Genomic DNA, 26,229 nt, shown 5'->3' with positions numbered 1-26,229 from the left:
AGCAATGGGTCAGAAAGTACATCCTAATGGTATTCGCCTGGGTATTGTAAAACCATGGAACTCTACCTGGTTTGCGAACACCAAAGAATTCGCTGACAACCTGGACAGCGATTTTAAAGTACGTCAGTTCCTGACTAAGGAACTGGCTAAAGCGTCTGTATCTCGTATCGTTATCGAGCGTCCGGCTAAGAGCATCCGTGTGACCATTCACACCGCTCGCCCGGGTATCGTTATCGGTAAGAAAGGTGAAGACGTAGAAAAACTGCGCACGGTCGTAGCGAAAATCGCTGGCGTTCCTGCACAGATCAATATCGCCGAAGTCCGTAAACCGGAACTGGACGCTAAATTGGTTGCTGATAGCATCACTTCACAGCTGGAGCGTCGTGTGATGTTCCGTCGTGCGATGAAGCGTGCTGTTCAGAACGCAATGCGTCTGGGCGCGAAGGGTATTAAAGTTGAAGTTAGCGGCCGTTTGGGCGGAGCCGAGATCGCACGTACCGAATGGTACCGTGAAGGTCGCGTGCCACTGCACACTCTGCGTGCAGACATTGACTACAACACCTCTGAAGCGCACACCACTTATGGTGTAATCGGCGTTAAGGTATGGATCTTCAAAGGTGAGATCCTGGGTGGTATGGCTGCTGTTGAACAACCGGAACCGGCTGCTCAACCTAAAAAGCAGCAGCGTAAAGGCCGTAAGTAAGGAGAGTCGCTGATGTTACAACCAAAGCGTACGAAATTCCGTAAAGTGCACAAAGGCCGCAACCGTGGTCTGGCGCAGGGTACGGATGTCAGCTTCGGTACTTTCGGTCTGAAAGCTGTTGGCCGTGGTCGTCTGACTGCTCGTCAGATCGAAGCAGCACGTCGTGCTATGACCCGTGCAGTTAAGCGTCAAGGTAAGATCTGGATCCGTGTATTCCCGGACAAACCGATCACCGAGAAGCCGCTTGAAGTGCGTATGGGTAAAGGTAAGGGTAACGTGGAGTATTGGGTTGCCCTGATCCAACCGGGTAAAGTCCTGTATGAAATGGACGGTGTTCCGGAAGAGCTTGCCCGTGAAGCATTCAAGCTGGCAGCAGCAAAACTGCCTATCAAAACCACCTTTGTTACTAAGACGGTGATGTAATGAAAGCAAATGAGCTGCGTGAAAAAAGCGTTGAAGAGCTGAACGCTGAGCTTCTTAACCTGCTGCGTGAGCAATTCAACCTGCGCATGCAGGCAGCATCCGGCCAGCTGCAGCAGACCCATCTGCTGAAGCAAGTGCGTCGTAATGTTGCACGTGTTAAGACTTTACTGACTGAGAAGGCGGCGTAATGACCGATAAAATCCGTACTCTGCAGGGTCGTGTAATTAGTGACAAAATGCAGAAATCTGCAGTAGTTGCTATCGAACGTGTCGTGAAACACCCGATCTACGGTAAGTTCATCAAGCGTACGACTAAGCTGCACATCCATGACGAGAACAACGAATGTGGAATCGGTGACGTGGTAGAAATCCGCGAAACCCGTCCACTGTCTAAGACTAAGTCTTGGGCGCTGGTTCGCGTTGTAGAGAAAGCGGTTCTGTAATAGAATCCGCTTCCTTTAAAAAATAAAATGAACGGCTCGTCTGAGCCGTTCATTTTTTCTACCCATCTGCGAGAACCGGTGTTATAATGCCGCGCCCTCAATTATGGGGCTTTTTAACGACCTGAGGTTTGGGTCCCGAAGTAGTAGTTGACATTAGCGGAGCACTAAAATGATCCAAGAACAGACTATGCTGAACGTCGCCGACAACTCCGGTGCACGTCGCGTAATGTGTATCAAGGTTCTGGGTGGCTCGCACCGTCGCTACGCAGGCGTCGGCGACATCATTAAAGTTACCATCAAGGAAGCAATTCCTCGCGGTAAAGTTAAGAAAGGTGATGTCCTGAAGGCGGTAGTGGTGCGCACCAGGAAGGGTGTTCGTCGCCCGGACGGTTCTGTCATTCGCTTCGATGGTAATGCATGCGTTATTTTAAACAATAACAGCGAGCAGCCTATCGGTACGCGTATTTTTGGGCCGGTAACTCGTGAACTTCGTACTGAAAAGTTCATGAAAATTATCTCTCTGGCACCAGAAGTACTCTAAGGAGCGAGCAATGGCAGCGAAAATCCGTCGTAACGACGAAGTTATCGTGATTACCGGTAAAGACAAAGGTAAACGCGGTAAAGTAAAGAATGTCCTGACTTCTGGTAAGGTCATCGTTGAAGGTATCAACCTGGTTAAGAAACACCAGAAGCCGGTTCCGGCTCTGAACCAACCAGGCGGCATCGTTGAAAAAGAAGCTGCTATTCAGGTTTCTAACGTTGCAATCTTCAATGCGGCAACCGGCAAGGCTGACCGTGTAGGCTTTAGATTCGAAGAAGGCAAAAAAGTCCGTTTCTTCAAGTCTAATAGCGAAACTATCAAGTAATTTGGAGTAGTACGATGGCGAAACTGCATGATTACTACAAAGACGAAGTAGTCCAGAAACTCATGACTGAGTTCGGCTACAATTCTGTCATGCAAGTCCCTCGGGTCGAGAAGATCACCCTGAACATGGGTGTTGGTGAAGCGATCGCTGACAAGAAACTGCTGGATAACGCAGCAGCTGACCTGGCAGCAATCTCCGGTCAAAAACCGTTGATCACCAAAGCACGCAAATCAGTTGCAGGCTTCAAAATCCGTCAGGGCTATCCGATCGGCTGTAAAGTAACTCTGCGCGGCGAGCGCATGTGGGAGTTCTTTGAGCGCCTGATCACTATTGCTGTACCACGTATTCGTGACTTCCGCGGCTTGTCTGCTAAGTCTTTCGATGGTCGCGGTAACTACAGCATGGGCGTTCGTGAGCAGATCATCTTCCCAGAAATCGATTATGACAAAGTCGATCGCGTTCGTGGTTTGGATATTACCATTACCACTACTGCGAAATCTGATGATGAAGGCCGTGCTCTGCTGGCTGCCTTTGACTTCCCGTTCCGCAAGTAAGGTAGGGTTACTTAATGGCTAAGCAATCGATGAAAGCACGCGAAGTAAAGCGTGTGAAATTAGCAGACAAGTTCTTCGCTAAGCGCGCAGAACTGAAAGCGATCATTTCTGATGTGAACGCATCCGACGAAGATCGTTGGGATGCCGTTCTCAAGCTGCAGAGTCTGCCGCGTGATTCCAGCCCTTCCCGTCAGCGTAACCGCTGCCGTCAGACAGGTCGTCCGCACGGTTTCCTGCGGAAGTTTGGGTTGAGCCGTATCAAGGTCCGTGAAGCCGCAATGCGCGGTGAAATCCCGGGTCTGAAAAAGGCTAGCTGGTAATTGTCACCATTTGAATCACGGGAGTAACACAGATGAGCATGCAAGATCCGATCGCGGATATGCTGACCCGTATCCGTAACGGTCAGGCCGCGAACAAAGTTGCGGTCTCTATGCCTTCCTCCAAGCTGAAAGTGGCAATTGCCAACGTGCTGAAGGAAGAAGGCTACATTGAAGATTTTAAAATCGAAGGCGACATCAAGTCTGAGCTGGAAGTTACTTTAAAGTATTTCCAGGGTAAGGCTGTGGTAGAGAGCATTCAGCGTGTTAGCCGTCCAGGTCTGCGCATCTATAAGAAAAAAGATGAGCTGCCAAAAGTAATGGCTGGTCTGGGCATCGCTGTAATCTCTACCTCTAAAGGTGTCATGACTGATCGTGCAGCGCGCCAGGCTGGTCTTGGTGGCGAAATTATCTGCTACGTAGCGTAATCGGAGGATAAAATGTCTCGTGTTGCAAAAGCACCTGTCGTTGTTCCTGCGGGCGTAGAGGTAAAACTCAACGGTCAGGAAATTTCGATCAAAGGCAAAAACGGCGAGCTGACTCGTACTATCAACAGTGCTGTAGAAGTTAAGCATGCAGACAACGCCCTGACTTTCGCTCCACGCGAAGGCTTCTCGGACGCTTGGGCACAGGCAGGTACTGCTCGTGCGCTGCTGAACGGCATGGTTATCGGTGTTACCGAAGGCTTCACCAAGAAGCTGCAACTGGTTGGTGTTGGTTATCGTGCAGCTGTTAAAGGCAACTCTGTGAGCTTGGCCCTGGGCTTCTCTCACCCTGTTGACCATGCACTGCCGGCCGGCATCACTGCTGAATGTCCAACTCAGACTGAGATCGTGCTGAAAGGCGCTGATAAACAGCTGATTGGTCAGGTTGCAGCGGATCTGCGCGCCTACCGTCGTCCTGAGCCTTACAAAGGCAAGGGTGTTCGTTACGCCGACGAAGTCGTGCGTACCAAAGAGGCTAAGAAGAAGTAAGGTAACACTATGGATAAGAAATCTGCTCGTATCCGTCGTGCGACCCGTGCACGTCGCAAGCTCAAAGAGCTGGGTGCTACTCGCCTGGTGGTACATCGTACCCCGCGTCATATTTACGCACAGGTGATCGCCCCGAACGGTTCCGAAGTTCTGGTTGCTGCTTCTACTGTAGAAAAAGCTATTGCCGAACAACTGAAGTACACCGGTAACAAAGACGCTGCTGCAGCTGTAGGTAAAGCTCTGGCTGAGCGCGCTGTCGAGAAAGGCATTACTAATGTTTCTTTCGACCGTTCCGGGTTCCAATATCATGGTCGTGTCCAGGCACTGGCAGATGCTGCCCGTGAAGCTGGCCTTCAGTTCTAAGGTAGAGGTCTAAGATGTCAAACATCGAGAAACAAGCTGGCGAACTGCAGGAAAAACTGATCGCGGTAAACCGTGTATCTAAAACTGTAAAAGGTGGTCGTATTTTCTCCTTCACCGCACTGACTGTAGTGGGTGATGGTAACGGCCGCGTTGGTTTTGGTTACGGTAAAGCGCGTGAAGTTCCAGCAGCGATCCAGAAAGCGATGGAAAAAGCCCGTCGCAACATGATTAACGTCGCGCTGACTCACGGCACCCTGCAGCACCCTGTTAAAGGTGCTCACACGGGTTCTCGTGTGTTCATGCAGCCAGCTTCTGAAGGTACCGGTATCATCGCCGGCGGTGCAATGCGCGCTGTTTTAGAAGTTGCTGGAGTGCATAACGTTCTGGCTAAAGCGTATGGTTCTACTAACCCGATTAACGTGGTTCGTGCAACTATCGATGGCCTGGGCAATATGAATTCTCCAGAAATGGTCGCTGCCAAGCGTGGTAAATCCGTTGAAGAAATTCTGGGGTAATCACGATGGCTAAGACTATTAAAATTACACAAACCCGCAGTTCAATCGGCCGCCTGCCTAAGCACAAAGCCACTCTGGTTGGCTTGGGTCTGCGTCGTATTGGTCATACCGTTGAGCGTGAAGACACGCCAGCAGTGCGCGGTATGGTTAACGCGATTTCCTACATGCTGAAAGTGGAGGAGTAAGAGATGCGCTTAAACACTCTGTCTCCGGCCGAAGGGTCTAAACACGCTTCTAAGCGTCTGGGTCGTGGTATCGGTTCTGGCCTCGGTAAAACCGGTGGTCGTGGTCACAAAGGTCAGAACTCTCGTTCTGGCGGTGGCGTACGTCGCGGTTTCGAGGGTGGTCAGATGCCTCTGTATCGTCGTCTGCCGAAATTCGGTTTCACCTCTCGCAAAGCAATGGTCACTGCAGAAGTTCGTCTGTCTGACCTGGCGAAAGTTGAAGGCGGTATTGTTGACCTGAATACTCTGAAAGCAGCCAACATCATCGGTGTTCAGATCGAGTTCGCGAAAGTGATTCTGTCTGGTGAAGTTTCTGCACCGGTAACGATTCGTGGTCTGCGTGTCACTAAAGGTGCGCGTGCTGCAATCGAAGCTGCTGGCGGTAAAATCGAGGAATAAGTAGCAGATGGCAAAGCAACCGGGATTAGATTTTCAAAGTGCCAAAGGTGGCTTTGGTGAACTGAAGCGCAGACTTTTGTTTGTTATCGGTGCACTGATTGTCTTCCGTATTGGCTCTTTTATTCCAATCCCTGGTATCGATGCCACTGTACTTGCCAAACTGCTTGAGCAACAGCGTGGCACCATCATTGAAATGTTCAACATGTTCTCTGGTGGTGCTCTCAGTCGTGCCTCAATCTTCGCACTGGGTATTATGCCGTATATTTCGGCCTCTATTATTATCCAGTTGCTGACGGTGGTTCATCCCGCGTTGGCCGAGATTAAGAAAGAGGGTGAAGCTGGTCGTCGTAAGATTAGCCAGTACACTCGCTATGGCACCCTGGTTCTGGCTGTATTCCAGTCGATCGGTATTGCTACCGGTCTGCCGAATATGCCTGGAATGCAAGGCCTGGTAATGAATCCAGGTTTCGCATTCTACTTTACCGCTGTTGTAAGTCTGGTTACCGGGACAATGTTCCTGATGTGGCTGGGCGAACAGATTACTGAACGAGGTATCGGTAACGGTATCTCGATCATTATCTTCGCAGGTATTGTTGCGGGTCTCCCGCCGGCCATTGGCCATACCATCGAGCAAGCGCGGCAAGGTGACCTGCACTTCCTCCTGTTGCTGTTGGTTGCAGTTCTTGTATTTGCAGTGACGTTCTTTGTTATTTTCGTTGAGCGTGGCCAGCGCCGCATTGTGGTCAACTACGCTAAACGTCAGCAAGGTCGTCGTGTATATGCTGCACAGAGCACACATTTACCGTTGAAAGTGAATATGGCGGGTGTAATTCCGGCTATCTTTGCTTCCAGCATTATTCTGTTCCCAGCAACCATCGCGTCATGGTTCGGGGGCGGAACCGGTTGGAACTGGCTGACAACAATTTCGCTGTATTTGCAACCAGGACAGCCGCTTTATGTGCTACTCTATGCGACTGCAATCATCTTCTTCTGTTTCTTCTACACGGCGTTGGTTTTCAACCCACGTGAAACAGCTGATAACTTGAAGAAGTCTGGAGCATTCGTACCGGGAATTCGTCCGGGAGAGCAAACGGCGAAGTATATCGATAAAGTAATGACACGTTTGACCTTAATCGGCGCACTGTACATTACCTTTATCTGCCTGATCCCGGAGTTCATGCGTGATGCCATGAAGGTTCCCTTCTACTTTGGCGGCACATCGCTGCTTATCGTAGTGGTTGTCATCATGGACTTTATGGCTCAAGTGCAAACTCTGATGATGTCGAGTCAGTATGAGTCTGCATTGAAGAAAGCAAACCTGAAAGGCTACGGCCGTTAATTCAGGCGCTTGAGAAGTTACGGAGAGTAAAAATGAAAGTTCGTGCTTCCGTCAAGAAATTATGTCGTAACTGCAAAATCATCCGCCGCGACGGTGTCGTACGTGTGATTTGCAGCGCCGAGCCAAAGCATAAACAGCGCCAAGGCTGATATTGTCACATATTTTTCTTGCAAAGTCGGGTTGAGCTGGCTAGATTAGCCAGCCAATCTTTTGTATGTCGATGCGTTACCATTTGAGTATCCTGAAAACGGGCTTTTCAGCATGGGACGCATTTATTTAATTATAGGAGTGCATAGTGGCCCGTATAGCAGGCATTAACATTCCTGATCAAAAACATACCGTAATCGCATTAACTTCGATCTTCGGTATCGGCAAGACCCGTTCTAAAGCCATCTGCGCTTCAACGGGTATCGCTGAAAATGTTAAGATCAGAGAGCTGTCTGAAGAACAAATTGAACAGCTGCGTGAAGCAGTTGGTAAATTCGTTGTTGAAGGTGATCTGCGCCGTGAAATCACCCTGAGCATCAAGCGTCTGATGGACCTTGGTTGCTATCGTGGTTTACGCCATCGTCGTGGTCTGCCAGTTCGCGGTCAGCGTACTAAGACCAATGCACGTACCCGTAAGGGTCCGCGTAAACCGATCAAGAAATAATCGGGGTGAGTAAATAATGGCAAAGGCACCAGTTCGTGCACGCAAGCGTGTAAGAAAGCAAGTCTCAGATGGCGTGGCTCATGTCCATGCATCTTTTAACAACACCATCGTTACCATCACTGATCGTCAGGGTAACGCACTGGGTTGGGCAACCGCCGGTGGTTCCGGTTTCCGCGGTTCACGTAAATCTACTCCGTTTGCTGCTCAGGTAGCTGCAGAGCGCTGTGCAGAAGCAGTGAAAGATTACGGTATTAAGAATCTGGAAGTTATGGTTAAGGGTCCAGGTCCAGGTCGCGAATCAACAATTCGTGCTCTGAACGCTGCTGGTTTCCGCATCACTAATATTACTGATGTGACTCCAATCCCTCACAACGGTTGTCGTCCGCCGAAAAAACGTCGCGTTTAACGCCCGTTTTTAGGTTAGTTGGAGAAAGAAAATGGCAAGATATTTGGGTCCTAAGCTCAAGCTGAGCCGTCGTGAGGGCACCGACTTATTCCTTAAGTCTGGCGTTCGCGCGATCGATACCAAGTGCAAAATTGAACAACCACCTGGCCAGCACGGTGCGCGTAAACCGCGTCTGTCTGACTACGGCGGTCAGTTACGTGAGAAGCAGAAAGTTCGTCGTATGTACGGCGTGCTTGAGCGTCAGTTCCGTAACTACTACAAAGAAGCAGCACGTCTGAAAGGCAACACCGGTGAAAACCTGTTGGCTCTGCTGGAAGGTCGTCTGGATAACGTTGTTTACCGTATGGGCTTTGGTGCCACTCGTGCAGAAGCACGTCAGCTGGTTAGCCATAAATCTATCCTGGTGAACGGTCGCGTTGTTAACATCGCTTCTTATCAGGTATCTCCGAATGATGTCGTTAGCATCCGTGAGAAAGCCAAACAGCAATCTCGCGTGAAGGCCGCTCTGGAGCTGGCTGAGCAGCGTGAAAAGCCAACCTGGCTGGAAGTTGATGCGACTAAGATGGAAGGTGTGTTCAAGCGTATTCCTGAACGTACTGATCTGTCTGCGGACATTAACGAACACCTGATCGTCGAGCTTTACTCTAAGTAAAGCTTAGTACCAAAGAGAGGACACAATGCAGGGTTCTGTGACAGAGTTTCTAAAACCGCGCCTGGTAGATATCGAGCAAGTGAGTTCGACGCACGCCAAGGTGACCCTTGAGCCGTTAGAGCGTGGCTTTGGCCATACTCTTGGCAACGCACTGCGCCGTATTCTGCTTTCTTCCATGCCGGGTTGCGCGGTGACCGAGGTTGAGATCGATGGCGTGCTCCACGAGTACTCCACCAAAGAGGGCGTACAGGAAGATATCCTGGAAATCCTGCTCAATCTGAAAGGGCTGGCGGTAAGAGTTCAGGGTAAAGATGAAGTCATCCTTACTTTGAATAAATCTGGCATTGGCCCTGTGACTGCAGCCGATATCACCCACGACGGTGATGTCGAAATCGTCAAGCCACAGCATGTGATCTGCCATCTGACCGATGAAAACGCATCTATTAGCATGCGTATCAAAGTTCAGCGTGGTCGTGGTTATGTGCCGGCTTCTGCCCGAATTCATTCGGAAGAAGATGAGCGCCCAATCGGCCGTCTGTTGGTTGACGCTTGCTACAGCCCTGTAGACCGTATCGCCTACAATGTTGAAGCAGCGCGTGTAGAACAGCGCACCGACCTGGACAAGCTGGTCATCGAAATGGAAACCAACGGCACAATCGATCCTGAAGAGGCGATTCGTCGTGCGGCTACCATCCTGGCAGAACAACTGGAAGCTTTCGTTGACTTACGTGATGTACGTCAGCCGGAAGTGAAAGAAGAGAAACCAGAATTCGATCCGATCCTGCTGCGCCCTGTTGACGATCTGGAATTGACTGTCCGCTCTGCTAACTGCCTCAAGGCAGAAGCTATCCACTACATCGGTGATCTGGTACAGCGTACCGAGGTTGAGCTGCTTAAAACGCCTAACCTTGGTAAAAAATCTCTTACTGAGATTAAAGATGTGCTCGCTTCACGTGGTTTGTCTCTGGGCATGCGCCTGGAAAACTGGCCACCAGCAAGCATTGCTGATGAATAATCAGATCACAGGTTAAGGTTTCACTGAGAAGGATAAGGTCATGCGCCATCGTAAGAGTGGTCGTCAACTGAACCGCAACAGCAGCCATCGTCAGGCTATGTTCCGCAACATGGCCGGTTCTCTGGTTCGTCACGAGATCATCAAAACGACTCTGCCGAAAGCCAAAGAACTGCGTCGCGTAGTTGAGCCGCTGATTACTCTTGCCAAGACCGACAGCGTAGCTAATCGTCGTCTGGCATTCGCCCGCACTCGTGATAACGAGATCGTGGCAAAACTGTTTAACGAGCTGGGCCCGCGTTTCGCGAGCCGTGCCGGTGGTTACACTCGTATTCTGAAGTGTGGCTTCCGTGCTGGTGACAACGCTCCGATGGCTTACATCGAGCTGGTTGATCGTCCAGAAGCTCAAGCAGAAGCTGCTGCAGAGTAATTTGCAGTAACGTAGAAAACCCGCTTCGGCGGGTTTTTTATTGCCTCCAATTCCCCATCTCCCCCATCTTTCGCTATGCTGAACGCTGTTGTAAGTCGTAGAGGTTCATTATGTGGTTAATTGACCAGCTGGTAGAACAGCAGATACGCGCCGCGCAGGAAAAAGGTGAATTGAGTAATCTACCAGGTGAAGGTGCACCTTTACAGCTCGAAGACGAAAGTGGCGTGCCGCCTGAGTTACGTACGGCATATCGATTACTGAAAAACTCAGGTTTTTTACCCCCTGAACTTGAAATGCGCCGCGAAGCTGTGCAACTCAACGATCTTTTACAGCTTTTGGATCCTGACGACCATCAAGCCAGTGAACTCAAAAAAAGATTAACCCTGCTGGAGATGAAGTTACAGCAGGCCGGAATGAGCACAGATTTTTTACGTGGTGAATATGGCGGTGCCATTCTGCACCGCATGCTTCAGGAGAAGTAACATGTATAAAATTGGCCAGCTGGCTAAACTTGCTGACGTTACGCCTGACACCATACGTTTTTATGAAAAGCAGCAAATGATGGATCATGAGATTCGCACTGAAGGCGGATTCCGTCTCTATAATGATGATGATCTTCAGCGCTTACGCTTTATCCGCTATGGGCGTCAGCTCGGTTTCAGCCTGGATTCGATCCGCGGTTTATTATCGATCCGTATCGATCCCGAGCACCATACCTGTCAGGAGTCCAAAGCGATCGTGGCCAGGCGTCTGGATGAAGTGAATGGCATGATTGCCGAGTTGCAAACCATTCAGCGCTCATTAGAACGTTTAGCCGCGACCTGTTGCGGGGATCTACATAGCAGCGCCTGCTGTTCTATTCTTGAAGCGCTGGAAAAAGGTGAAGAGCCGCAGGTGGAAATTTGTTGTAGCAAGGATTGAATTTCACTCAGGAAAGCCTATAGTTGCGCCATTATTAACCGGAGGACACTATGAGTCGCTATCAGCATCGCAAAGGCAAGATTAACGATAACGCTTTGGAGGCACTGTTACATGATCCGCTGTTTCGTCAGCGAGTTGAACAGAATCAGAAAGGGAAAGGCAGCTACCGACGTAAAGATAAACATGCGAAGGGTAGAAGCTGGGAGGCCAGTGATAAGCAGAAAAGTTTATCACTGGCCTTCTGCTTTACAGACAAAAAAGCCGCCTGGACTTGGCGGCTTTTTTATCACAGTTTATCGCTGTTCTGCTGTTTCAACAGATCGCGAATTTCAGTGAGCAACACTTCTTCGTTGGTTGGTTTTGGCGCTGGTTTTTCAACTTCTTTCTTCTGATACAGCTTATTCATCAGCTTAATGGCCATAAAGATGGCAAAGGCGACGATGACAAAATCAAAAATGGTTTGAATAAAGTTACCGTATTCCATTACGACAGCAGGTACATCACCCTCGGCCGGTTTTAGGACCCACTTAAACTGTTTAAAATCGACTCCGCCAATCAGTAATCCCAGTGGTGGCATGATGATATTCGCGACCAGTGATGAAACAATCTTGCCGAAAGCGGCACCGATAATCACACCGACTGCCAAATCCACCACGTTTCCACGCATTGCAAAATCACGAAACTCTTTGAATAAACTCATTGTTATCTCCTTGCCTTGGCCAATGGCTAAAGTCTAACAAACCTTTGTGCAATTGCCATGATAACAGCGGATTAAGCAAAATCATCACGGCGGGCAAACGCCCGCGGCGATTTAGAGGAAGAAAGGACTTGGCTGGAAGAGACGTTCAACATCTGGGACAAACTTCTTATCTGTCAGGAACATAATGACATGATCGCCCTGTTCAATACGTACGTTGTCGTTAGCAATGATCACTTCATCGCCACGTACGACAGCGCCAATAATCGTACCCGGCGGTAGTTTGATATCTTCAATTAAACGACCCACTACGCGGGAAGTGGTCTCTTCACCGTGCGCAATAGCTTCAATGGCTTCGGCAATGCCACGTCGCAGTGAGGAGACGCCAACAATATCTGCCTTGCGCACGTGACCAAGTAGGGCGGAAATGGTGGCCTGCTGCGGAGAGATGGCAATATCGATCACGCTACCCTGAACCAGATCGACATAAGCACGACGCTGGATCAAAACCATGACCTTTTTCGCTCCCATCTTCTTTGCGAGCATGGCCGACATAATGTTGGCTTCGTCGTCATTGGTGACGGCGATGAAAAGATCCACCTGATCAACATGTTCTTCGGCGAGCAATTCCTGATCTGAAGCATCACCATAAAACACCACGGTGTCGTGCAGACGCTCAGCCAGTTCTGCTGCGCGTTGTTGATTACGTTCAATCAACTTCACGCTGTACTGTTTTTCCAACCGCTGGGCCAAACCAAAACCGATGTTGCCGCCGCCGACCAGCATAATGCGCTTGTAGGGTTTCTCAAGGCGCTGCATTTCGCTCATTACCGCGCGAATATGCTGGCTCGCGGCAATAAAGAAGACTTCATCACCCGCTTCGACGATCGTGGAACCCTGAGGGCGAATAGGGCGATCCTGACGGAAAATAGCCGCTACGCGTGTATCAATATGCGGCATATGTTCACGCAAAATGGACAACGGGTTACCGACCAGTGGCCCACCGTAATAGGCTTTAACTACTGCAAGGCTCACTTTCCCTTCGGCAAAGTTAACTACCTGCAATGCGCCAGGATACTGAATCAGGCGATAGATGTTGTCGATAACCAACTGTTCCGGTGAAATCAAATGATCGATAGGTACGGCTTCCGGTACAAACAGCTTTTCGGCATCGCGCAAATATTCCGCCGCGCGAATACGGGCAATTCGGTTCGGCGTATTGAAAAGCGAATAGGCAATCTGACAGGCAATCATGTTGGTTTCGTCGGAACTGGTGACAGCAACCAGCATATCGGCATCTTCAGCACCGGCTTCACGCAATATACGTGGATGGGAACCATGACCGTGCACCACGCGCAGGTCAAATTTGTCCTGCAACGCGCGCAGACGGGTGGCATCCGTATCAACAACAGTGATGTCGTTATTTTCGCCCACCAGGTTTTCAGCAAGCGTGCCGCCAACCTGCCCGGCGCCGAGGATAATAATTTTCATCGTTGAATCGCTCTTGTCAGAATGCGCCGCACTATTTCTTTATCAACTTAGCGTAAAAGAATCCGTCACCGCCATCAACGCTCGGGAAGACTTGCCATCCGTTGATTTGGCCTTCGGGCAGTTGCTCAGCGGCGGCATCATCGTGCTCAGCTAGAAAGGCCGCGATCTGCTGATGGTTTTCTTCGGGCAGGATCGAGCAAGTCGCGTAAATCATCGTGCCGCCGGATTTCAAACGTGGCCAAACTGCATTGAGGATTTCGCGCTGCAGTGCAGCCAGTTCTGGGATATCACGATCGCGGCGCAACCATTTGATATCAGGGTGACGTCGAATCACTCCGGTTGCAGAACAAGGTGCATCCAGCAGAATACGGTCAAATTGCTGGTCGCCGCACCACTCTGCAGGTGTCCGGCCATCGCCCTGACGCACTTCGGCTTGCATACCCAGGCGCTGCAGATTTTCATGCACGCGAGTCAAACGTTGTTGATCAATATCCACGGCCAGCACCTTTGCCTGAGGGGCGATTTCCAGAATATGCGTGGTCTTGCCGCCAGGCGCTGCGCAGAGATCGAGAATGGCTTCATTATTTTGTGGCTCAAGCAGCAGAGCACAGCGCTGTGCAGACAAATCTTGTACTGTCACCCATCCTTGATCGAAGCCCGGTAACTGACTGACAGGAGCAGGGGATTCAAGACGCAGAGCATCCGGCGCATCGGCGGGGAAGGCTGCTTTATCTTCAGCCTGCAACAGGTTCAGCCACGCATCACGGCTATGGTGCTGGCGATTGACGCGCAACCACATCGGCGGACGCTGATTATTGGCATCAACGATCTGCTGCCAACGATCTGGCCAGGCTGTCTGCAAACGCTTAAGCAACCAACCGGGATGCCAGTAGCGCTGTGGGCCTTGATCCACTGCAGCAACCAGTTCCTCTTGCTGACGCTGGAACTGACGCAGCACACCATTAATCAATCCCTTCAGCGCCGTACGCTTCAGGACTTCTGCACCGGCAACCGTTTCCGCCAGTGCGGCATGTGCTGGCACGCGCGTGTACAGCAACTGATACAACCCAACCATTATCAGGTAATGCAGTACGCGCTGCTTTCCTGTTAACGTGCGCTCCATCAGTTTGCCAATCAGCGCTTCCAGTTGTGGCAGAGTGCGCATTACGCCAAAGCAGAGTTCCTGCAACAGCGCGCCATCTTTATCAGCCAATGTTTTTTGCGCGCCAGGCAGAATGGCACTGAGCGATTCACCTTTATCTACCACGCGTTCAATCAGTTGCGCGGCGAGACTACGCAGGTTAGTTGCTTTTTTCATATTCATTCATCAAACAAAAAGCCCGGTTAAACCGGGCTGGAGATCAGGCCAGAAGGGTGCCAGTGGCAAACCATTCACGACGCGAATTCAGCAGATCTTGCGCGGACATGGCTTTCTTACCCGCAGGCTGCAGCGAAAGTAGATTGAGTACGCCGTCAGCGGTGGCAATCTGAATGCCATTTTTATCAGCATGGATGACTTCGCCCGGCTGTTTATTCTGATGAGGTAGAACGCTAGCCTGCCACACTTTGACGGGTTGATCCTCGATCAGGAAGAAACTCACCGGCCAGGGATTGAAGGCACGAATGCAGCGCTCAAGCTGTGCAGCAGAAAGTGACCAATCAAGACGCGCCTCTTCTTTACTCAACTTCTCAGCGTAAGAAACCAGCGCTTCATCCTGCACTTCAGACTGAGCTTTGCCGCTCGCAAGCAGATCGAGTGTATCCAGCATACCTTGTGGCCCAAGCTCGGCCAGCTTGTCATACAGTGATGCGCTGGTGTCTTCAGGCGTGATAGGACAGGAGAGCTTATGCAGCATGTCACCCGTATCCAGACCCACATCCATCTGCATAATGGTCACGCCGGTTTCGCTGTCGCCAGCCCAGAGCGAACGCTGAATGGGCGCAGCGCCGCGCCAGCGTGGCAACAGTGAACCATGGACATTGATGCAACCGAGTCGCGGCATATCGAGAACCGCCTTCGGCAGAATCAGGCCATAAGCCACCACCACCATGATATCGGCTTGCAAGTCAGCAACCAGTTGCTGATTATCTTCAGGTTTTAGCGATTTTGGCTGGAACACGGGAACATCGTGTGCCTGTGCCAACACTTTGACAGGGCCTGGAGTGAGTTTATTACCGCGTCCTGATGGACGGTCGGGCTGAGTAAATACGCCAACTACCTGATGCTCAGAAGCAAGCAGCGCGTCGAGATGACGCGCTGCAAAGTCAGGTGTACCGGCAAAGATAATTTTTAGCGATGCAGACACAGTTTAACCTTCTGTTAGTACTCAGGCTTCGCGTGCGTTCATGCGGGCCAGCTTTTCCAGTTTCTGTTTGATGCGCTGACGCTTCAGCGGCGACAGATAATCGATAAACAGCTTGCCATCCAGATGATCGATTTCATGCTGGATACAAATCGCCAGCAGACCATCCGTTTCCAGCTCGAAGCTCTTACCGTCACGATCCTGCGCACGGACTTTGACCCATTCCGCACGCGGGACAAAGGCACGCTGTTCAGGGATTGAGAGGCAGCCCTCTTCAATACCGGTTTCACCGCTTTTTTCCAGCAGTTCCGGGTTAATCAACACCAGACGTTCGTCTCGATTTTCAGAAACATCGATAACAATGATGCGTTGATGAATGTCGACCTGAGTGGCCGCTAAGCCAATGCCTTCTTCGGCGTACATGGTTTCAAACATGTCATCGACAATGCGCTGAACGTCTGCGTTTACGGTAGCCACCGGCGCAGCGATTTTGCGAAGGCGATCATCAGGGAAATGTAATACCTGCAAAACTGACATAAATATCCAGATCTGTATGCGTTAAAGAAAAGATTACTACCTCATATTATAGACTTTTTGTGGCCTGATTGACAGCATTGCACCGCATGTGAGCGGGCTTAAGGAAGGACGCGTGGAGCGAGTGGAAGGGATACTCAGGCTGGCAAATGTTAAAGGCCTGCGCCGGCATCGTGTGGTGGATCTTGCACGGAGTTTGCAAAGCGCTGCTGCTGTAGATGACGAATTACTGCACAGCCATGGTTTGAATGAATTGCAGCGCCAACAGTTTAACGATTATTGCCCACGGCAACTGGCGCGCACGTTACAGTGGTTGGATCAACCTCATCATCATTTAGTCTCCTGCATAGATGCTGATTATCCGGGCCCCCTGGCTGAAATCAGTCAACGCCCCTCATTGCTCTATGTGGCTGGGCACCTCTCCGTTTTACAGTCACAGCAATTAGCTGTGGTGGGCAGTCGGCACTGTTCCCACTATGGCAAAGAGTGGGGCACATGGTTTACACAGCAACTTGCACTCAGTGGGTTGACCATCACTAGCGGGCTGGCTCGCGGTATTGATGGCGTTGCACACCGTGCAGCCTTGGACGCAAGTGGAAAAACAATCGCAGTGCTGGGCAGCGGCTTGCAACATATCTACCCCAAAAGCCATCAGTCGCTGGCGCAGGCGATCATGGATAACGAAGGGGCTTTAGTCTCTGAATTTCCTCTTGATATGGCGCCACATGCGGTGAATTTTCCGCGCCGTAACCGCATCATCAGTGGGTTAAGTCAGGGAGTGCTGGTCGTTGAGGCTTCACTGAAAAGCGGTTCGCTGGTCACGGCTCGCTGCGCGCTGGAACAAAACCGCAATGTTTATGCATTACCCGGAGCATTGGGTAATGATGGCAGTGAAGGTACGCATTGGTTGATTCAGCAGGGGGCACTGTTGGTTGCCCATCCAAATAACATCCTTGAAGATTTGCATTCCACATTGCAATGGCTGCCGGCCACCACTTCAGAAACAATATATTCACAAGACAGTGACGATGTTCCATTGCCATTTGCAAGCGTGTTGGCTAACGTAGGTGATGAGGTTACACCTGTTGACGTCGTCGCTGAACGTGCCGGCCAACCTGTGCCAGTTATCGCAGCCCAGTTGCTGGAGCTGGAGTTAGCAGGATGGATCGCAGCTGTACCCGGCGGCTATGTCCGATTGAGGAGGGCATGCCATGTTCGACGTACTTATGTACTTGTTTGAGACCTATATCCACAACGAAGCTGAAATGCGTGTTGACCAGGATAAATTGACCGATGATTTGGCCGATGCGGGTTTTCATCGTGAAGATATCTACAATGCGTTGAATTGGCTTGAACGTTTAGCGGACTATCAGGATGGTCTGGTGGCGCCTGTACAATTGGCCGCAGATCCGCTCTCAATGCGAATTTATACGGACGAGGAATGCCAGCGTCTTGATGCTGATTGTCGCGGTTTTATTTTGTTCCTGGAACAAGTTCAGGTGCTGAATATGGAAACGCGCGAGATGGTCATCGAACGGGTCACGGCTCTTGATACTCAGGAATTTGATCTTGAAGATCTCAAATGGGTGGTGCTGATGGTGCTGTTTAACATCCCTGGATGTGAAAACGCTTATCAGCAGATGGAAGAACTGTTATTCGACGTCAATGAAGGTATGCTGCATTAATTTGCGATTAATGCATCCGGAAATATGAGTAAATCAGCACTATTTTCTGTGCGTAAACACGATCCCTGCCCCGCTTGCGGGGCAGATTTAGTGATACGCAGTGGTAAACACGGCCCGTTTCTTGGCTGTGTGAATTATCCAACCTGTGATTATGTTCGTCCCCTGAAAAATCAGGCCGATGGGCATATCGTTAAAGTGCTGGAAGGGCACGCGTGTCCTCAGTGCGGCGCAGATAAAGTTCTGCGTCAGGGGCGATTTGGGATGTTTGTTGGTTGTAGCCACTATCCGGAATGTGATTACACTGAAACTATCGATAAGCCCGACGAGACCGCGATTGCCTGTCCCCAATGTCAGAACGGAAAGCTGGTTCAGCGCCGTTCGCGCTATGGCAAAACCTTTCACTCCTGCGACCGTTACCCCGATTGCCAATTTGCAATCAATGCAACGCCTGTTGAAGGTATCTGCCCGCATTGCCAGTTTCCCTTATTAATAGAGAAGAAAACCGCACAAGGCATGAAGCGCTTATGCGCCAGCAAACGCTGTGGCAAGCTCATCGCCCAGGACGAAGAACGATCATGAAGCAAAAAGCGTATGTCCCCGGAAGTCTCGAATTTTGCATCGAGCAACTACAACAGCAGGCCGTTATTGCCTATCCAACCGAAGCGGTGTTTGGTTTAGGTTGCGATCCCGATAGCGAAAGCGCCGTCATGGCCTTACTGGCGCTCAAACAGCGTCCGGTTGAGAAAGGGCTTATCCTGATTGCAGCAGATTATGCGCAACTGGAACCCTACATTGCCGATCGCGAACTCACGGTGCTACAGCGTGAGCGTATGTTTGCTAGCTGGCCAGGGCCGGTGACTTATGTTGTTCCGACAACACCGCATACGCCACGCTGGCTAACAGGACGTTTCGATTCGCTGGCTATCCGCGTTAGCGATCATCCGGATGTGCAGGCTCTTTGCCGTGGCTTCGGCAAACCATTGGTGTCTACCAGCGCCAATCTCTCCGGCGAGGCGCCGTGCCGCAATGCTGATGAAGTTGCACAGCAATTCGGTGCTCAATTCCCCGTGTTGCATGCTGCAACGGGCGGGCGGCTAAATCCTTCTGAAATTCGCGACGTTATCAGCGGCGAACTAATTCGTCAGGGTTAATTTATGGAACACTTCGCCGTTTTTGGTCATCCCATTGCACACAGTAAGTCACCTTTCATTCATAGCCTCTTTGCAGAGCAGACAGGAATCGCGCACTCTTATGGCCGGGTTTGTGCACCGCTGGAGGGGTTTCCTCAGTCAATTAGCGACTTTTTTACTGTCGGTGGAAAAGGTGCAAATGTCACACTGCCGTTTAAACAACAGGCGTGGGAACTGGCCGATGAACTCAGTGAACGTGCAGCCTTATCTGGGGCGGTTAACACATTAAAGAAAAAGGCAGATGGCTCGATCTTTGGTGATAATACCGATGGGATTGGCCTGCTAAGCGATCTGGAACGATTGAATTTGATCCGTTCTGGTGACCGCATTTTACTGGTGGGAGCCGGTGGTGCGGCTCGTGGTGTGATCCTTCCCCTGCTTTCTTTTGGATGTTCAGTGGTAGTGGTCAACCGAACGGTTGCCCGCGCTGAAGAATTGGCAAATATCTTCCAGCATAGTGGGGATATCCAGGCGAGCAGCTTTGCTGAGCTCTCCGGCCAGGCATTTGATCTGATCATCAATGCAACTTCCAGTGGCGTTGATGGTAAAGTGCCGCCGTTGCCAGACTCATTGATCACCCCGCAAACACGCTGCTACGACATGTTCTATCAGCAAGGGCTGACGCCATTCTTGTTGTGGTGTCAGCAGCACGGTGCGGGTCAGCTGGCAGATGGATTGGGCATGCTGGTGGGGCAGGCGGCACATGCTTTCCAATTATGGCATGGCGTGATGCCAGAAATTACCCCCGTTATTGCTCAATTAAAGCAGGCCATGAAGGAGTGAATCAGGCGATCCATTTTCCCGATCGTGAAAGTTGGGACGAGGAACGAGAAGCGATCGTCTTTCCGGTGTTGGTGCAAGGAATGGGGTTAACTTGTGCCATCAAGCCCGACGCATTACAGGATCGATTCGGAACGGGTGCAGCGATGGCGCTGTTTAGCGCGCATCGCTGGGATTTGGAAGAAGAAGCGGAAGCGCTTATCCGGCAGGATGAGATCGATGATCAAGGTTGGATCTGGCTCTCCTGAGCGAGGTATTCATCTTTCCAGCCAACATAATTGTTAGATGAATAGAGTAGACCTGCGATTTCCGCCTCACTTAATGGGCGGATCTGTTTAACCGGGCTGCCTAAATAGAGATAGCCGCTCTCCAGTCTTTTACCCGGCGGAACCAGACTACCCGCTCCGATCATGACATCCTCTTCAACAAACACGCCATCCAGCAAAATCGATCCCATTCCAACCAGCACGCGATCGCTGATATGACAGCCGTGCAGCATTGCTTTATGGCCTACAGTCACGTCTTCACCAATCACTAAAGGGTGCCCTTCCGGGTTGCTGGTGGATTTATGCGTGACGTGCAAAACGCTGCCGTCCTGAATATTGCTTCTTTTACCTATCACGACTTTGTTCACATCACCGCGGATAGCAACCAGTGGCCAGATGCTGACATCGTCGGCGAGCTGCACTTCACCCACCACCACGCTACTGCGATCGATCATTACGCGATCGCCGATTTCTGGAAAATGGTTCTTATAAGGTCGTAGGGCTACAGACATGATCTTTCTCCTTTTGCACTTTATATCCCTAGCCTGCGGCTTATCAGGCTGGCAAACAAGATGAATTTTGAGCGGATCGCTCGCGATCTCAGCGAAAAGATTGAAAACTCGCCAGTCGATTAAAAAGATCGAAAAAAGGGGTTGTGCAAAAAAATCGGATCCCTATAATGCGCCACCACTGAGACGGCAAAGCGGCAACGCAGACGGCTCAGCAGGGAGTGAAGAAATTCATCCCGCCGGAGAAAAACGCTGAAAAAAGTGTTTGACTCTGAAGGAGGAAAGCGTAATATACGCCACCTCGCAACAGCAGCTTAAGGCGCTGATTGCACCGCTCTTTAACAATTTATCAGACAATCTGTGTGGGCACTCGCAGGATTGATATCAGCGTCTCCGGACGTAAAAAATATCAAGTCTCACGAGTGAACACATAATGAAATTCATTATGACGTTTTACAGATGAGCATCGCTGCACTTGTTGCAGCAAATCAAACTTTAAATTGAAGAGTTTGATCATGGCTCAGATTGAACGCTGGCGGCAGGCCTAACACATGCAAGTCGAACGGTAGCACAGAGAGCTTGCTCTCGGGTGACGAGTGGCGGACGGGTGAGTAATGTCTGGGAAACTGCCCGATGGAGGGGGATAACTACTGGAAACGGTAGCTAATACCGCATAACGTCTTCGGACCAAAGTGGGGGACCTTCGGGCCTCACACCATCGGATGTGCCCAGATGGGATTAGCTAGTAGGTGGGGTAATGGCTCACCTAGGCGACGATCCCTAGCTGGTCTGAGAGGATGACCAGCCACACTGGAACTGAGACACGGTCCAGACTCCTACGGGAGGCAGCAGTGGGGAATATTGCACAATGGGCGCAAGCCTGATGCAGCCATGCCGCGTGTATGAAGAAGGCCTTCGGGTTGTAAAGTACTTTCAGCGGGGAGGAAGGCGATGTGGTTAATAACCGCATCGATTGACGTTACCCGCAGAAGAAGCACCGGCTAACTCCGTGCCAGCAGCCGCGGTAATACGGAGGGTGCAAGCGTTAATCGGAATTACTGGGCGTAAAGCGCACGCAGGCGGTCTGTCAAGTCGGATGTGAAATCCCCGGGCTTAACCTGGGAACTGCATTCGAAACTGGCAGGCTAGAGTCTTGTAGAGGGGGGTAGAATTCCAGGTGTAGCGGTGAAATGCGTAGAGATCTGGAGGAATACCGGTGGCGAAGGCGGCCCCCTGGACAAAGACTGACGCTCAGGTGCGAAAGCGTGGGGAGCAAACAGGATTAGATACCCTGGTAGTCCACGCCGTAAACGATGTCGACTTGGAGGTTGTGCCCTTGAGGCGTGGCTTCCGGAGCTAACGCGTTAAGTCGACCGCCTGGGGAGTACGGCCGCAAGGTTAAAACTCAAATGAATTGACGGGGGCCCGCACAAGCGGTGGAGCATGTGGTTTAATTCGATGCAACGCGAAGAACCTTACCTACTCTTGACATCCAGAGAACTTAGCAGAGATGCTTTGGTGCCTTCGGGAACTCTGAGACAGGTGCTGCATGGCTGTCGTCAGCTCGTGTTGTGAAATGTTGGGTTAAGTCCCGCAACGAGCGCAACCCTTATCCTTTGTTGCCAGCGGTCCGGCCGGGAACTCAAAGGAGACTGCCAGTGATAAACTGGAGGAAGGTGGGGATGACGTCAAGTCATCATGGCCCTTACGAGTAGGGCTACACACGTGCTACAATGGCGCATACAAAGAGAAGCGACCTCGCGAGAGCAAGCGGACCTCATAAAGTGCGTCGTAGTCCGGATTGGAGTCTGCAACTCGACTCCATGAAGTCGGAATCGCTAGTAATCGTAGATCAGAATGCTACGGTGAATACGTTCCCGGGCCTTGTACACACCGCCCGTCACACCATGGGAGTGGGTTGCAAAAGAAGTAGGTAGCTTAACCTTCGGGAGGGCGCTTACCACTTTGTGATTCATGACTGGGGTGAAGTCGTAACAAGGTAACCGTAGGGGAACCTGCGGTTGGATCACCTCCTTACCTGAAGATACCTTCCCGCGAAGTGCTCACACAGATTGTCTGATAGAAAAGTAACGAGCAGAAAAAACCTCTACAGGCTTGTAGCTCAGGTGGTTAGAGCGCACCCCTGATAAGGGTGAGGTCGGTGGTTCAAGTCCACTCAGGCCTACCAAATTCGCACTCATGCGGCGTTATGTACTCAGTCGTTTACCCAACAGTAAACGTCCTTCGTACATGCCTTGCCTGAGCACGAATTACCGTTTTCATAAAACGGGACTCCTGGTGAGTGGTAGTAGTGGTCTCTGCAGTAACTGTATGGGGCTATAGCTCAGCTGGGAGAGCGCCTGCCTTGCACGCAGGAGGTCAGCGGTTCGATCCCGCTTAGCTCCACCATTACAGTGACTCAAAACAATACTTCAGAGCGTACCGGCAACGGTGTGCTGCGAAGTATTATGCTCTTTAACAATCCGGAACAAGCTGAAAATTGAAACGACACGTCGTGTTCATTCTCCGTAATAAGAATGAATAAACGATGTGTTCGAGTCTCTCAAATGCTTGCAGTCTGCAGCGTTGTAAAACGCCTGTGGGTTGTGAGGTTAAGCGACTAAGCGTACACGGTGGATGCCCTGGCAGTCAGAGGCGATGAAGGACGTGCTAATCTGCGTAAAGCGTCGGTAAGGTGATATGAACCGCTACAGCCGACGATGTCCGAATGGGGAAACCCGGTGCACTCTGTGCATCATCGCAACATGAATACATAGTGTTGCGAGGCGAACCTGGGGAACTGAAACATCTAAGTACCCAGAGGAAAAGAAATCAACCGAGATTCCCCCAGTAGCGGCGAGCGAACGGGGAGCAGCCCAGAACCTGAATCAGTTTGTGCATTAGTGGAAGCGTCTGGAAAGTCGCAGGGTACAGGGTGATACTCCCGTACACAAAAGTGCATTTACTGTGAGTTCGAAGAGTAGGGCGGGACACGTGGTATCCTGTCTGAATATGGGGGGACCATCCTCCAAGGCTAAATACTCCTGACTGACCGATAGTGAACCAGTACCGTGAGGGAAAGGCGAAAAGAACCCCGGCGAGGGGAGTGAAACAGAACCTGAAACCGTGTACGTACAAGCAGTGGGAGCCAACTTGTTTGGTGACTGCGTACCTTTTGTATAATGGGTCAGCGACTTATATTCTGTAGCAAGGTTAACCGTATAGGGGAGCCGCAGGGAAACCGAGTCTTAACTGGGCGTTAAGTTGCAGGGTATAGACCCGAAACCCGGTGATCTAGCCATGGGCAGGTTGAAGGTTGGGTAACACTAACTGGAGGACCGAACCGACTAATGTTGAAAAATTAGCGGATGACTTGTGGCTGGGGGTGAAAGGCCAATCAAACCGGGAGATAGCTGGTTCTCCCCGAAAGCTATTTAGGTAGCGCCTCGTGAACTCATCTTCGGGGGTAGAGCACTGTTTCGGCTAGGGGGCCATCCCGGCTTACCAACCCGATGCAAACTGCGAATACCGAAGAATGTTATCACGGGAGACACACGGCGGGTGCTAACGTCCGTCGTGAAGAGGGAAACAACCCAGACCGCCAGCTAAGGTCCCAAAGTCATGGTTAAGTGGGAAACGATGTGGGAAGGCACAGACAGCCAGGATGTTGGCTTAGAAGCAGCCATCATTTAAAGAAAGCGTAATAGCTCACTGGTCGAGTCGGCCTGCGCGGAAGATGTAACGGGGCTAAACCATGCACCGAAGCTGCGGCAGCGACACTATGTGTTGTTGGGTAGGGGAGCGTTCTGTAAGCCGTTGAAGGTGAACTGTGAGGTTTGCTGGAGGTATCAGAAGTGCGAATGCTGACATAAGTAACGATAAAGCGGGTGAAAAGCCCGCTCGCCGGAAGACCAAGGGTTCCTGTTCAACGTTAATCGGAGCAGGGTGAGTCGACCCCTAAGGCGAGGCTGAAAAGCGTAGTCGATGGGAAGCAGGTTAATATTCCTGCACTTGGTGTTACTGCGAAGGGGGGACGGAGAAGGCTAGGTTATCCGGGCGACGGTTGTCCCGGTTTAAGCATGTAGGCGGAGAGTTTAGGTAAATCCGGACTCTTTTTAACGCTGAGGTGTGATGACGAGCCACTACGGTGGTGAAGTAACTGATGCCCTGCTTCCAGGAAAAGCCTCTAAGCTCCAGGTAACACGAAATCGTACCCCAAACCGACACAGGTGGTCAGGTAGAGAATACCAAGGCGCTTGAGAGAACTCGGGTGAAGGAACTAGGCAAAATGGTGCCGTAACTTCGGGAGAAGGCACGCTGTCATCAGGTGAAGTCCCTCGCGGACGGAGCTGAAGGCAGTCGAAGATACCAGCTGGCTGCAACTGTTTATTAAAAACACAGCACTGTGCAAACACGAAAGTGGACGTATACGGTGTGACGCCTGCCCGGTGCCGGAAGGTTAATTGATGGGGTTATCCGCAAGGAGAAGCTCTTGATCGAAGCCCCGGTAAACGGCGGCCGTAACTATAACGGTCCTAAGGTAGCGAAATTCCTTGTCGGGTAAGTTCCGACCTGCACGAATGGCGTAATGATGGCCAGGCTGTCTCCACCCGAGACTCAGTGAAATTGAAATCGCTGTGAAGATGCAGTGTACCCGCGGCAAGACGGAAAGACCCCGTGAACCTTTACTATAGCTTGACACTGAACATTGAGCCTTGATGTGTAGGATAGGTGGGAGGCTTTGAAGCGTGGACGCCAGTCTGCGTGGAGCCAACCTTGAAATACCACCCTTTAATGTTTGATGTTCTAACGTAGACCCGTAATCCGGGTTGCGGACAGTGTCTGGTGGGTAGTTTGACTGGGGCGGTCTCCTCCCAAAGAGTAACGGAGGAGCACGAAGGTTGGCTAATCCTGGTCGGACATCAGGAGGTTAGTGCAATGGCATAAGCCAGCTTGACTGCGAGAGTGACGGCTCGAGCAGGTGCGAAAGCAGGTCATAGTGATCCGGTGGTTCTGAATGGAAGGGCCATCGCTCAACGGATAAAAGGTACTCCGGGGATAACAGGCTGATACCGCCCAAGAGTTCATATCGACGGCGGTGTTTGGCACCTCGATGTCGGCTCATCACATCCTGGGGCTGAAGTAGGTCCCAAGGGTACGGCTGTTCGCCGTTTAAAGTGGTACGCGAGCTGGGTTTAGAACGTCGTGAGACAGTTCGGTCCCTATCTGCCGTGGGCGCTGGAGAATTGAGGGGGGTTGCTCCTAGTACGAGAGGACCGGAGTGAACGCACCACTGGTGTTCGGGTTGTCATGCCAATGGCATTGCCCGGTAGCTAAGTGCGGAAAAGATAAGTGCTGAAAGCATCTAAGCACGAAACTTGCCCCGAGATGAGTTCTCCCTGACTCTCTGAGAGTCCTGAAGGGACGTTGAAGACGACGACGTTGATAGGCCGGATGTGTAAGTGCAGCGATGCATTGAGCTAACCGGTACTAATGACCCGTGAGGCTTAACCTTACAACGCCAGAGGCGTTTTTTGAGAGACGCAGAAGTAGATTTTCAGCTTGTTCACGGACTGGTTCGC

General features: G+C 51.1%; 35 protein-coding genes, 2 tRNA genes, 2 rRNA genes and 1 pseudogene. 34 read left to right on the top strand and 6 right to left on the bottom strand.

Annotated elements, in window-relative coordinates; genetic code table 11:
* Positions 1-4 precede the first annotated feature (4 nt).
* The 24 genes and pseudogenes from rpsC to AC6I8L_RS18100 all read left to right on the top strand — a co-directional run.
* Positions 5-703, top strand: coding sequence for a 30S ribosomal protein S3 (rpsC, locus tag AC6I8L_RS18215; RefSeq protein ID WP_034830744.1), 699 nt, complete (start codon positions 5-7; stop codon positions 701-703).
* A 12-nt stretch (positions 704-715) separates the two neighbouring features.
* Complete coding sequence (gene rplP, locus AC6I8L_RS18210) at positions 716-1,126, top strand: 50S ribosomal protein L16 (protein WP_002438716.1); 411 nt, start codon at positions 716-718, stop codon at positions 1,124-1,126.
* The gene (gene rpmC, locus AC6I8L_RS18205; RefSeq protein ID WP_034830743.1) at positions 1,126-1,314 is read left to right on the top strand and encodes a 50S ribosomal protein L29; all 189 of its coding nucleotides are present in this window, start codon (positions 1,126-1,128) and stop codon (positions 1,312-1,314) included. The genes rplP and rpmC overlap by 1 nt, the downstream gene beginning before the upstream one ends.
* A complete protein-coding gene (gene rpsQ / locus AC6I8L_RS18200; RefSeq protein ID WP_008104738.1) occupies positions 1,314-1,568 on the top strand; it encodes a 30S ribosomal protein S17 in 255 nt (84 codons plus the stop codon). Before rpmC ends, rpsQ begins: the two co-directional genes overlap by 1 nt.
* Before the next feature lie 169 nt (positions 1,569-1,737).
* Positions 1,738-2,109 (top strand): 50S ribosomal protein L14, encoded by a 372-nt coding sequence (gene rplN / locus AC6I8L_RS18195; protein WP_006120590.1) that lies wholly within the window; start codon positions 1,738-1,740, stop codon positions 2,107-2,109.
* A 10-nt stretch (positions 2,110-2,119) separates the two neighbouring features.
* Positions 2,120-2,434 carry a 50S ribosomal protein L24 gene (gene rplX / locus AC6I8L_RS18190; RefSeq protein ID WP_034830741.1) on the top strand — a complete coding sequence of 105 codons (315 nt, stop codon included), beginning with the start codon at positions 2,120-2,122 and terminating at the stop codon, positions 2,432-2,434.
* A gap of 14 nt (positions 2,435-2,448) precedes the next feature.
* On the top strand, positions 2,449-2,988 hold the full coding sequence (gene rplE / locus AC6I8L_RS18185; protein WP_013510763.1) for a 50S ribosomal protein L5: 540 nt from the start codon (positions 2,449-2,451) through the stop codon (positions 2,986-2,988).
* Between the two features lie 14 nt (positions 2,989-3,002).
* On the top strand, positions 3,003-3,308 hold the full coding sequence (gene rpsN / locus AC6I8L_RS18180; RefSeq protein ID WP_006120592.1) for a 30S ribosomal protein S14: 306 nt from the start codon (positions 3,003-3,005) through the stop codon (positions 3,306-3,308).
* Between the two features lie 32 nt (positions 3,309-3,340).
* A complete protein-coding gene (gene rpsH, locus AC6I8L_RS18175) occupies positions 3,341-3,733 on the top strand; it encodes a 30S ribosomal protein S8 (RefSeq protein WP_007891668.1) in 393 nt (130 codons plus the stop codon).
* A gap of 12 nt (positions 3,734-3,745) precedes the next feature.
* Positions 3,746-4,279 (top strand): 50S ribosomal protein L6, encoded by a 534-nt coding sequence (rplF, locus tag AC6I8L_RS18170; RefSeq protein ID WP_038644335.1) that lies wholly within the window; start codon positions 3,746-3,748, stop codon positions 4,277-4,279.
* 9 nt (positions 4,280-4,288) lie between these two features.
* Entirely contained in the window at positions 4,289-4,642 is a 354-nt protein-coding gene (gene rplR, locus AC6I8L_RS18165; protein ID WP_008104733.1) for a 50S ribosomal protein L18, read from the top strand.
* Between the two features lie 14 nt (positions 4,643-4,656).
* On the top strand, positions 4,657-5,157 hold the full coding sequence (gene rpsE, locus AC6I8L_RS18160) for a 30S ribosomal protein S5 (protein WP_007891679.1): 501 nt from the start codon (positions 4,657-4,659) through the stop codon (positions 5,155-5,157).
* Positions 5,158-5,162: 5 nt separating this feature from the next.
* Positions 5,163-5,342: a 50S ribosomal protein L30 gene (rpmD, locus tag AC6I8L_RS18155; protein ID WP_021186404.1), complete on the top strand. Its 180-nt coding sequence runs from the start codon at positions 5,163-5,165 to the stop codon at positions 5,340-5,342.
* 3 nt (positions 5,343-5,345) lie between these two features.
* Complete coding sequence (rplO, locus tag AC6I8L_RS18150; RefSeq protein WP_034830738.1) at positions 5,346-5,780, top strand: 50S ribosomal protein L15; 435 nt, start codon at positions 5,346-5,348, stop codon at positions 5,778-5,780.
* Positions 5,781-5,787: 7 nt separating this feature from the next.
* Positions 5,788-7,119: a preprotein translocase subunit SecY gene (gene secY / locus AC6I8L_RS18145; protein WP_007891686.1), complete on the top strand. Its 1,332-nt coding sequence runs from the start codon at positions 5,788-5,790 to the stop codon at positions 7,117-7,119.
* 32 nt (positions 7,120-7,151) lie between these two features.
* Entirely contained in the window at positions 7,152-7,268 is a 117-nt protein-coding gene (rpmJ, locus tag AC6I8L_RS18140; RefSeq protein ID WP_004160566.1) for a 50S ribosomal protein L36, read from the top strand.
* 146 nt (positions 7,269-7,414) lie between these two features.
* The gene (gene rpsM, locus AC6I8L_RS18135) at positions 7,415-7,771 is read left to right on the top strand and encodes a 30S ribosomal protein S13 (protein WP_034830736.1); all 357 of its coding nucleotides are present in this window, start codon (positions 7,415-7,417) and stop codon (positions 7,769-7,771) included.
* A gap of 16 nt (positions 7,772-7,787) precedes the next feature.
* A complete protein-coding gene (gene rpsK, locus AC6I8L_RS18130; protein WP_004160563.1) occupies positions 7,788-8,177 on the top strand; it encodes a 30S ribosomal protein S11 in 390 nt (129 codons plus the stop codon).
* A 31-nt stretch (positions 8,178-8,208) separates the two neighbouring features.
* Positions 8,209-8,829 carry a 30S ribosomal protein S4 gene (gene rpsD / locus AC6I8L_RS18125; RefSeq protein ID WP_007891687.1) on the top strand — a complete coding sequence of 207 codons (621 nt, stop codon included), beginning with the start codon at positions 8,209-8,211 and terminating at the stop codon, positions 8,827-8,829.
* Positions 8,830-8,854: 25 nt separating this feature from the next.
* Positions 8,855-9,844, top strand: coding sequence for a DNA-directed RNA polymerase subunit alpha (locus AC6I8L_RS18120; RefSeq protein ID WP_007891688.1), 990 nt, complete (start codon positions 8,855-8,857; stop codon positions 9,842-9,844).
* A 40-nt stretch (positions 9,845-9,884) separates the two neighbouring features.
* Entirely contained in the window at positions 9,885-10,271 is a 387-nt protein-coding gene (rplQ, locus tag AC6I8L_RS18115) for a 50S ribosomal protein L17 (RefSeq protein ID WP_003850180.1), read from the top strand.
* 110 nt (positions 10,272-10,381) lie between these two features.
* The gene (locus AC6I8L_RS18110; protein ID WP_479399743.1) at positions 10,382-10,753 is read left to right on the top strand and encodes a DnaJ family domain-containing protein; all 372 of its coding nucleotides are present in this window, start codon (positions 10,382-10,384) and stop codon (positions 10,751-10,753) included.
* 1 nt (position 10,754) lies between these two features.
* Positions 10,755-11,192 carry a Zn(2+)-responsive transcriptional regulator gene (gene zntR, locus AC6I8L_RS18105; protein ID WP_058960612.1) on the top strand — a complete coding sequence of 146 codons (438 nt, stop codon included), beginning with the start codon at positions 10,755-10,757 and terminating at the stop codon, positions 11,190-11,192.
* Between the two features lie 50 nt (positions 11,193-11,242).
* Positions 11,243-11,440, top strand: a pseudogene (locus AC6I8L_RS18100) (alternative ribosome-rescue factor A); the annotation flags it as partial.
* A 38-nt stretch (positions 11,441-11,478) separates the two neighbouring features.
* Here the strand turns inward: AC6I8L_RS18100 and mscL are convergent.
* The 5 genes from mscL to def form a co-directional block, all read right to left on the bottom strand.
* Positions 11,479-11,892, bottom strand: a complete 414-nt coding sequence (mscL, locus tag AC6I8L_RS18095) for a large-conductance mechanosensitive channel protein MscL (RefSeq protein ID WP_034830732.1) — start codon at positions 11,890-11,892, stop codon at positions 11,479-11,481.
* Positions 11,893-12,003: 111 nt separating this feature from the next.
* On the bottom strand, positions 12,004-13,380 hold the full coding sequence (gene trkA / locus AC6I8L_RS18090; protein WP_034830730.1) for a Trk system potassium transporter TrkA: 1,377 nt from the start codon (positions 13,378-13,380) through the stop codon (positions 12,004-12,006).
* A 31-nt stretch (positions 13,381-13,411) separates the two neighbouring features.
* Positions 13,412-14,698, bottom strand: a complete 1,287-nt coding sequence (gene rsmB / locus AC6I8L_RS18085) for a 16S rRNA (cytosine(967)-C(5))-methyltransferase RsmB (protein WP_058960613.1) — start codon at positions 14,696-14,698, stop codon at positions 13,412-13,414.
* A 43-nt stretch (positions 14,699-14,741) separates the two neighbouring features.
* Positions 14,742-15,686, bottom strand: coding sequence for a methionyl-tRNA formyltransferase (fmt, locus tag AC6I8L_RS18080; protein WP_058960614.1), 945 nt, complete (start codon positions 15,684-15,686; stop codon positions 14,742-14,744).
* A 21-nt stretch (positions 15,687-15,707) separates the two neighbouring features.
* On the bottom strand, positions 15,708-16,220 hold the full coding sequence (def, locus tag AC6I8L_RS18075) for a peptide deformylase (RefSeq protein ID WP_034830726.1): 513 nt from the start codon (positions 16,218-16,220) through the stop codon (positions 15,708-15,710).
* Positions 16,221-16,332: 112 nt separating this feature from the next.
* On the opposite strand from def, the gene dprA reads away from it, so the two are divergent.
* Genes dprA through AC6I8L_RS18045 form a run of 6 tightly spaced genes read left to right on the top strand, consistent with a single transcriptional unit; the run spans position 16,333 to position 20,120 of the window.
* Complete coding sequence (dprA, locus tag AC6I8L_RS18070; RefSeq protein WP_058960615.1) at positions 16,333-17,457, top strand: DNA-protecting protein DprA; 1,125 nt, start codon at positions 16,333-16,335, stop codon at positions 17,455-17,457.
* Positions 17,429-17,902, top strand: a complete 474-nt coding sequence (gene smg, locus AC6I8L_RS18065) for a DUF494 family protein Smg (protein ID WP_034830723.1) — start codon at positions 17,429-17,431, stop codon at positions 17,900-17,902. The genes dprA and smg overlap by 29 nt, the downstream gene beginning before the upstream one ends.
* Positions 17,903-17,926: 24 nt before the next feature.
* Positions 17,927-18,481: a DNA topoisomerase family protein gene (locus tag AC6I8L_RS18060; protein ID WP_072226551.1), complete on the top strand. Its 555-nt coding sequence runs from the start codon at positions 17,927-17,929 to the stop codon at positions 18,479-18,481.
* Entirely contained in the window at positions 18,478-19,053 is a 576-nt protein-coding gene (gene tsaC / locus AC6I8L_RS18055) for an L-threonylcarbamoyladenylate synthase type 1 TsaC (protein WP_045833801.1), read from the top strand. The genes AC6I8L_RS18060 and tsaC overlap by 4 nt, the downstream gene beginning before the upstream one ends.
* A gap of 3 nt (positions 19,054-19,056) precedes the next feature.
* Positions 19,057-19,875 carry a shikimate dehydrogenase gene (gene aroE / locus AC6I8L_RS18050; RefSeq protein ID WP_058960617.1) on the top strand — a complete coding sequence of 273 codons (819 nt, stop codon included), beginning with the start codon at positions 19,057-19,059 and terminating at the stop codon, positions 19,873-19,875.
* Positions 19,872-20,120, top strand: coding sequence for a DUF1488 family protein (locus tag AC6I8L_RS18045; protein WP_058960618.1), 249 nt, complete (start codon positions 19,872-19,874; stop codon positions 20,118-20,120). The genes aroE and AC6I8L_RS18045 overlap by 4 nt, the downstream gene beginning before the upstream one ends.
* Here the strand turns inward: AC6I8L_RS18045 and AC6I8L_RS18040 are convergent.
* Complete coding sequence (locus tag AC6I8L_RS18040) at positions 20,096-20,650, bottom strand: gamma carbonic anhydrase family protein (RefSeq protein WP_058960619.1); 555 nt, start codon at positions 20,648-20,650, stop codon at positions 20,096-20,098. The two genes, AC6I8L_RS18045 and AC6I8L_RS18040, sit on opposite strands and share 25 nt — an antisense overlap.
* 494 nt (positions 20,651-21,144) lie before the next feature.
* On the opposite strand from AC6I8L_RS18040, the gene AC6I8L_RS18035 reads away from it, so the two are divergent.
* The 4 genes from AC6I8L_RS18035 to AC6I8L_RS18020 all read left to right on the top strand — a co-directional run bounded on the left by AC6I8L_RS18035 (position 21,145) and on the right by AC6I8L_RS18020 (position 26,162).
* A 16S ribosomal RNA gene (locus tag AC6I8L_RS18035) occupies positions 21,145-22,684 on the top strand.
* A gap of 74 nt (positions 22,685-22,758) precedes the next feature.
* Positions 22,759-22,835 (top strand) — tRNA-Ile (locus tag AC6I8L_RS18030).
* Between the two features lie 145 nt (positions 22,836-22,980).
* Positions 22,981-23,056 (top strand) — tRNA-Ala (locus tag AC6I8L_RS18025).
* 201 nt (positions 23,057-23,257) lie between these two features.
* Positions 23,258-26,162: ribosomal RNA gene (locus AC6I8L_RS18020) — 23S ribosomal RNA — on the top strand.
* The 16S and 23S rRNA genes sit together here with 2 tRNA genes alongside, the layout of an rRNA operon.
* Positions 26,163-26,229: the final 67 nt, after the last annotated feature.

The sequence above is a fragment of the Type-E symbiont of Plautia stali genome, from assembly GCF_059731115.1.
The sequence above is the reverse complement of the archived record's forward strand: the minus strand, read 5'-3'. Positions and strand labels throughout refer to the sequence as shown.

Excerpts from the sequence above, each read along its gene's own strand:
- rpsK (WP_004160563.1), top strand. The coding sequence starts at position 7,788 with ATGGCAAAGGCACCAGTTCGTGCACGCAAGCGTGTAAGAAAGCAAGTC.
- rpsH (WP_007891668.1), top strand. The coding sequence starts at position 3,341 with ATGAGCATGCAAGATCCGATCGCGGATATGCTGACCCGTATCCGTAAC.
- rplN (WP_006120590.1), top strand. The coding sequence starts at position 1,738 with ATGATCCAAGAACAGACTATGCTGAACGTCGCCGACAACTCCGGTGCA.
- rpsC (WP_034830744.1), top strand. The coding sequence starts at position 5 with ATGGGTCAGAAAGTACATCCTAATGGTATTCGCCTGGGTATTGTAAAA.
- AC6I8L_RS18110 (WP_479399743.1), top strand. The coding sequence starts at position 10,382 with ATGTGGTTAATTGACCAGCTGGTAGAACAGCAGATACGCGCCGCGCAG.
- rplO (WP_034830738.1), top strand. The coding sequence starts at position 5,346 with ATGCGCTTAAACACTCTGTCTCCGGCCGAAGGGTCTAAACACGCTTCT.
- AC6I8L_RS18040 (WP_058960619.1), bottom strand. The coding sequence starts at position 20,650 with ATGTCTGTAGCCCTACGACCTTATAAGAACCATTTTCCAGAAATCGGC.
- rsmB (WP_058960613.1), bottom strand. The coding sequence starts at position 14,698 with ATGAAAAAAGCAACTAACCTGCGTAGTCTCGCCGCGCAACTGATTGAA.
- rpmJ (WP_004160566.1), top strand. The coding sequence starts at position 7,152 with ATGAAAGTTCGTGCTTCCGTCAAGAAATTATGTCGTAACTGCAAAATC.
- smg (WP_034830723.1), top strand. The coding sequence starts at position 17,429 with ATGTTCGACGTACTTATGTACTTGTTTGAGACCTATATCCACAACGAA.
- rplE (WP_013510763.1), top strand. The coding sequence starts at position 2,449 with ATGGCGAAACTGCATGATTACTACAAAGACGAAGTAGTCCAGAAACTC.
- rpmD (WP_021186404.1), top strand. The coding sequence starts at position 5,163 with ATGGCTAAGACTATTAAAATTACACAAACCCGCAGTTCAATCGGCCGC.
- rplP (WP_002438716.1), top strand. The coding sequence starts at position 716 with ATGTTACAACCAAAGCGTACGAAATTCCGTAAAGTGCACAAAGGCCGC.
- zntR (WP_058960612.1), top strand. The coding sequence starts at position 10,755 with ATGTATAAAATTGGCCAGCTGGCTAAACTTGCTGACGTTACGCCTGAC.
- secY (WP_007891686.1), top strand. The coding sequence starts at position 5,788 with ATGGCAAAGCAACCGGGATTAGATTTTCAAAGTGCCAAAGGTGGCTTT.
- rplF (WP_038644335.1), top strand. The coding sequence starts at position 3,746 with ATGTCTCGTGTTGCAAAAGCACCTGTCGTTGTTCCTGCGGGCGTAGAG.
- rplQ (WP_003850180.1), top strand. The coding sequence starts at position 9,885 with ATGCGCCATCGTAAGAGTGGTCGTCAACTGAACCGCAACAGCAGCCAT.
- AC6I8L_RS18120 (WP_007891688.1), top strand. The coding sequence starts at position 8,855 with ATGCAGGGTTCTGTGACAGAGTTTCTAAAACCGCGCCTGGTAGATATC.
- trkA (WP_034830730.1), bottom strand. The coding sequence starts at position 13,380 with ATGAAAATTATTATCCTCGGCGCCGGGCAGGTTGGCGGCACGCTTGCT.
- def (WP_034830726.1), bottom strand. The coding sequence starts at position 16,220 with ATGTCAGTTTTGCAGGTATTACATTTCCCTGATGATCGCCTTCGCAAA.
- rpsQ (WP_008104738.1), top strand. The coding sequence starts at position 1,314 with ATGACCGATAAAATCCGTACTCTGCAGGGTCGTGTAATTAGTGACAAA.
- rpmC (WP_034830743.1), top strand. The coding sequence starts at position 1,126 with ATGAAAGCAAATGAGCTGCGTGAAAAAAGCGTTGAAGAGCTGAACGCT.
- rpsE (WP_007891679.1), top strand. The coding sequence starts at position 4,657 with ATGTCAAACATCGAGAAACAAGCTGGCGAACTGCAGGAAAAACTGATC.
- rplR (WP_008104733.1), top strand. The coding sequence starts at position 4,289 with ATGGATAAGAAATCTGCTCGTATCCGTCGTGCGACCCGTGCACGTCGC.
- aroE (WP_058960617.1), top strand. The coding sequence starts at position 19,057 with ATGGAACACTTCGCCGTTTTTGGTCATCCCATTGCACACAGTAAGTCA.
- rpsN (WP_006120592.1), top strand. The coding sequence starts at position 3,003 with ATGGCTAAGCAATCGATGAAAGCACGCGAAGTAAAGCGTGTGAAATTA.
- rplX (WP_034830741.1), top strand. The coding sequence starts at position 2,120 with ATGGCAGCGAAAATCCGTCGTAACGACGAAGTTATCGTGATTACCGGT.
- rpsD (WP_007891687.1), top strand. The coding sequence starts at position 8,209 with ATGGCAAGATATTTGGGTCCTAAGCTCAAGCTGAGCCGTCGTGAGGGC.
- AC6I8L_RS18060 (WP_072226551.1), top strand. The coding sequence starts at position 17,927 with ATGAGTAAATCAGCACTATTTTCTGTGCGTAAACACGATCCCTGCCCC.
- tsaC (WP_045833801.1), top strand. The coding sequence starts at position 18,478 with ATGAAGCAAAAAGCGTATGTCCCCGGAAGTCTCGAATTTTGCATCGAG.
- mscL (WP_034830732.1), bottom strand. The coding sequence starts at position 11,892 with ATGAGTTTATTCAAAGAGTTTCGTGATTTTGCAATGCGTGGAAACGTG.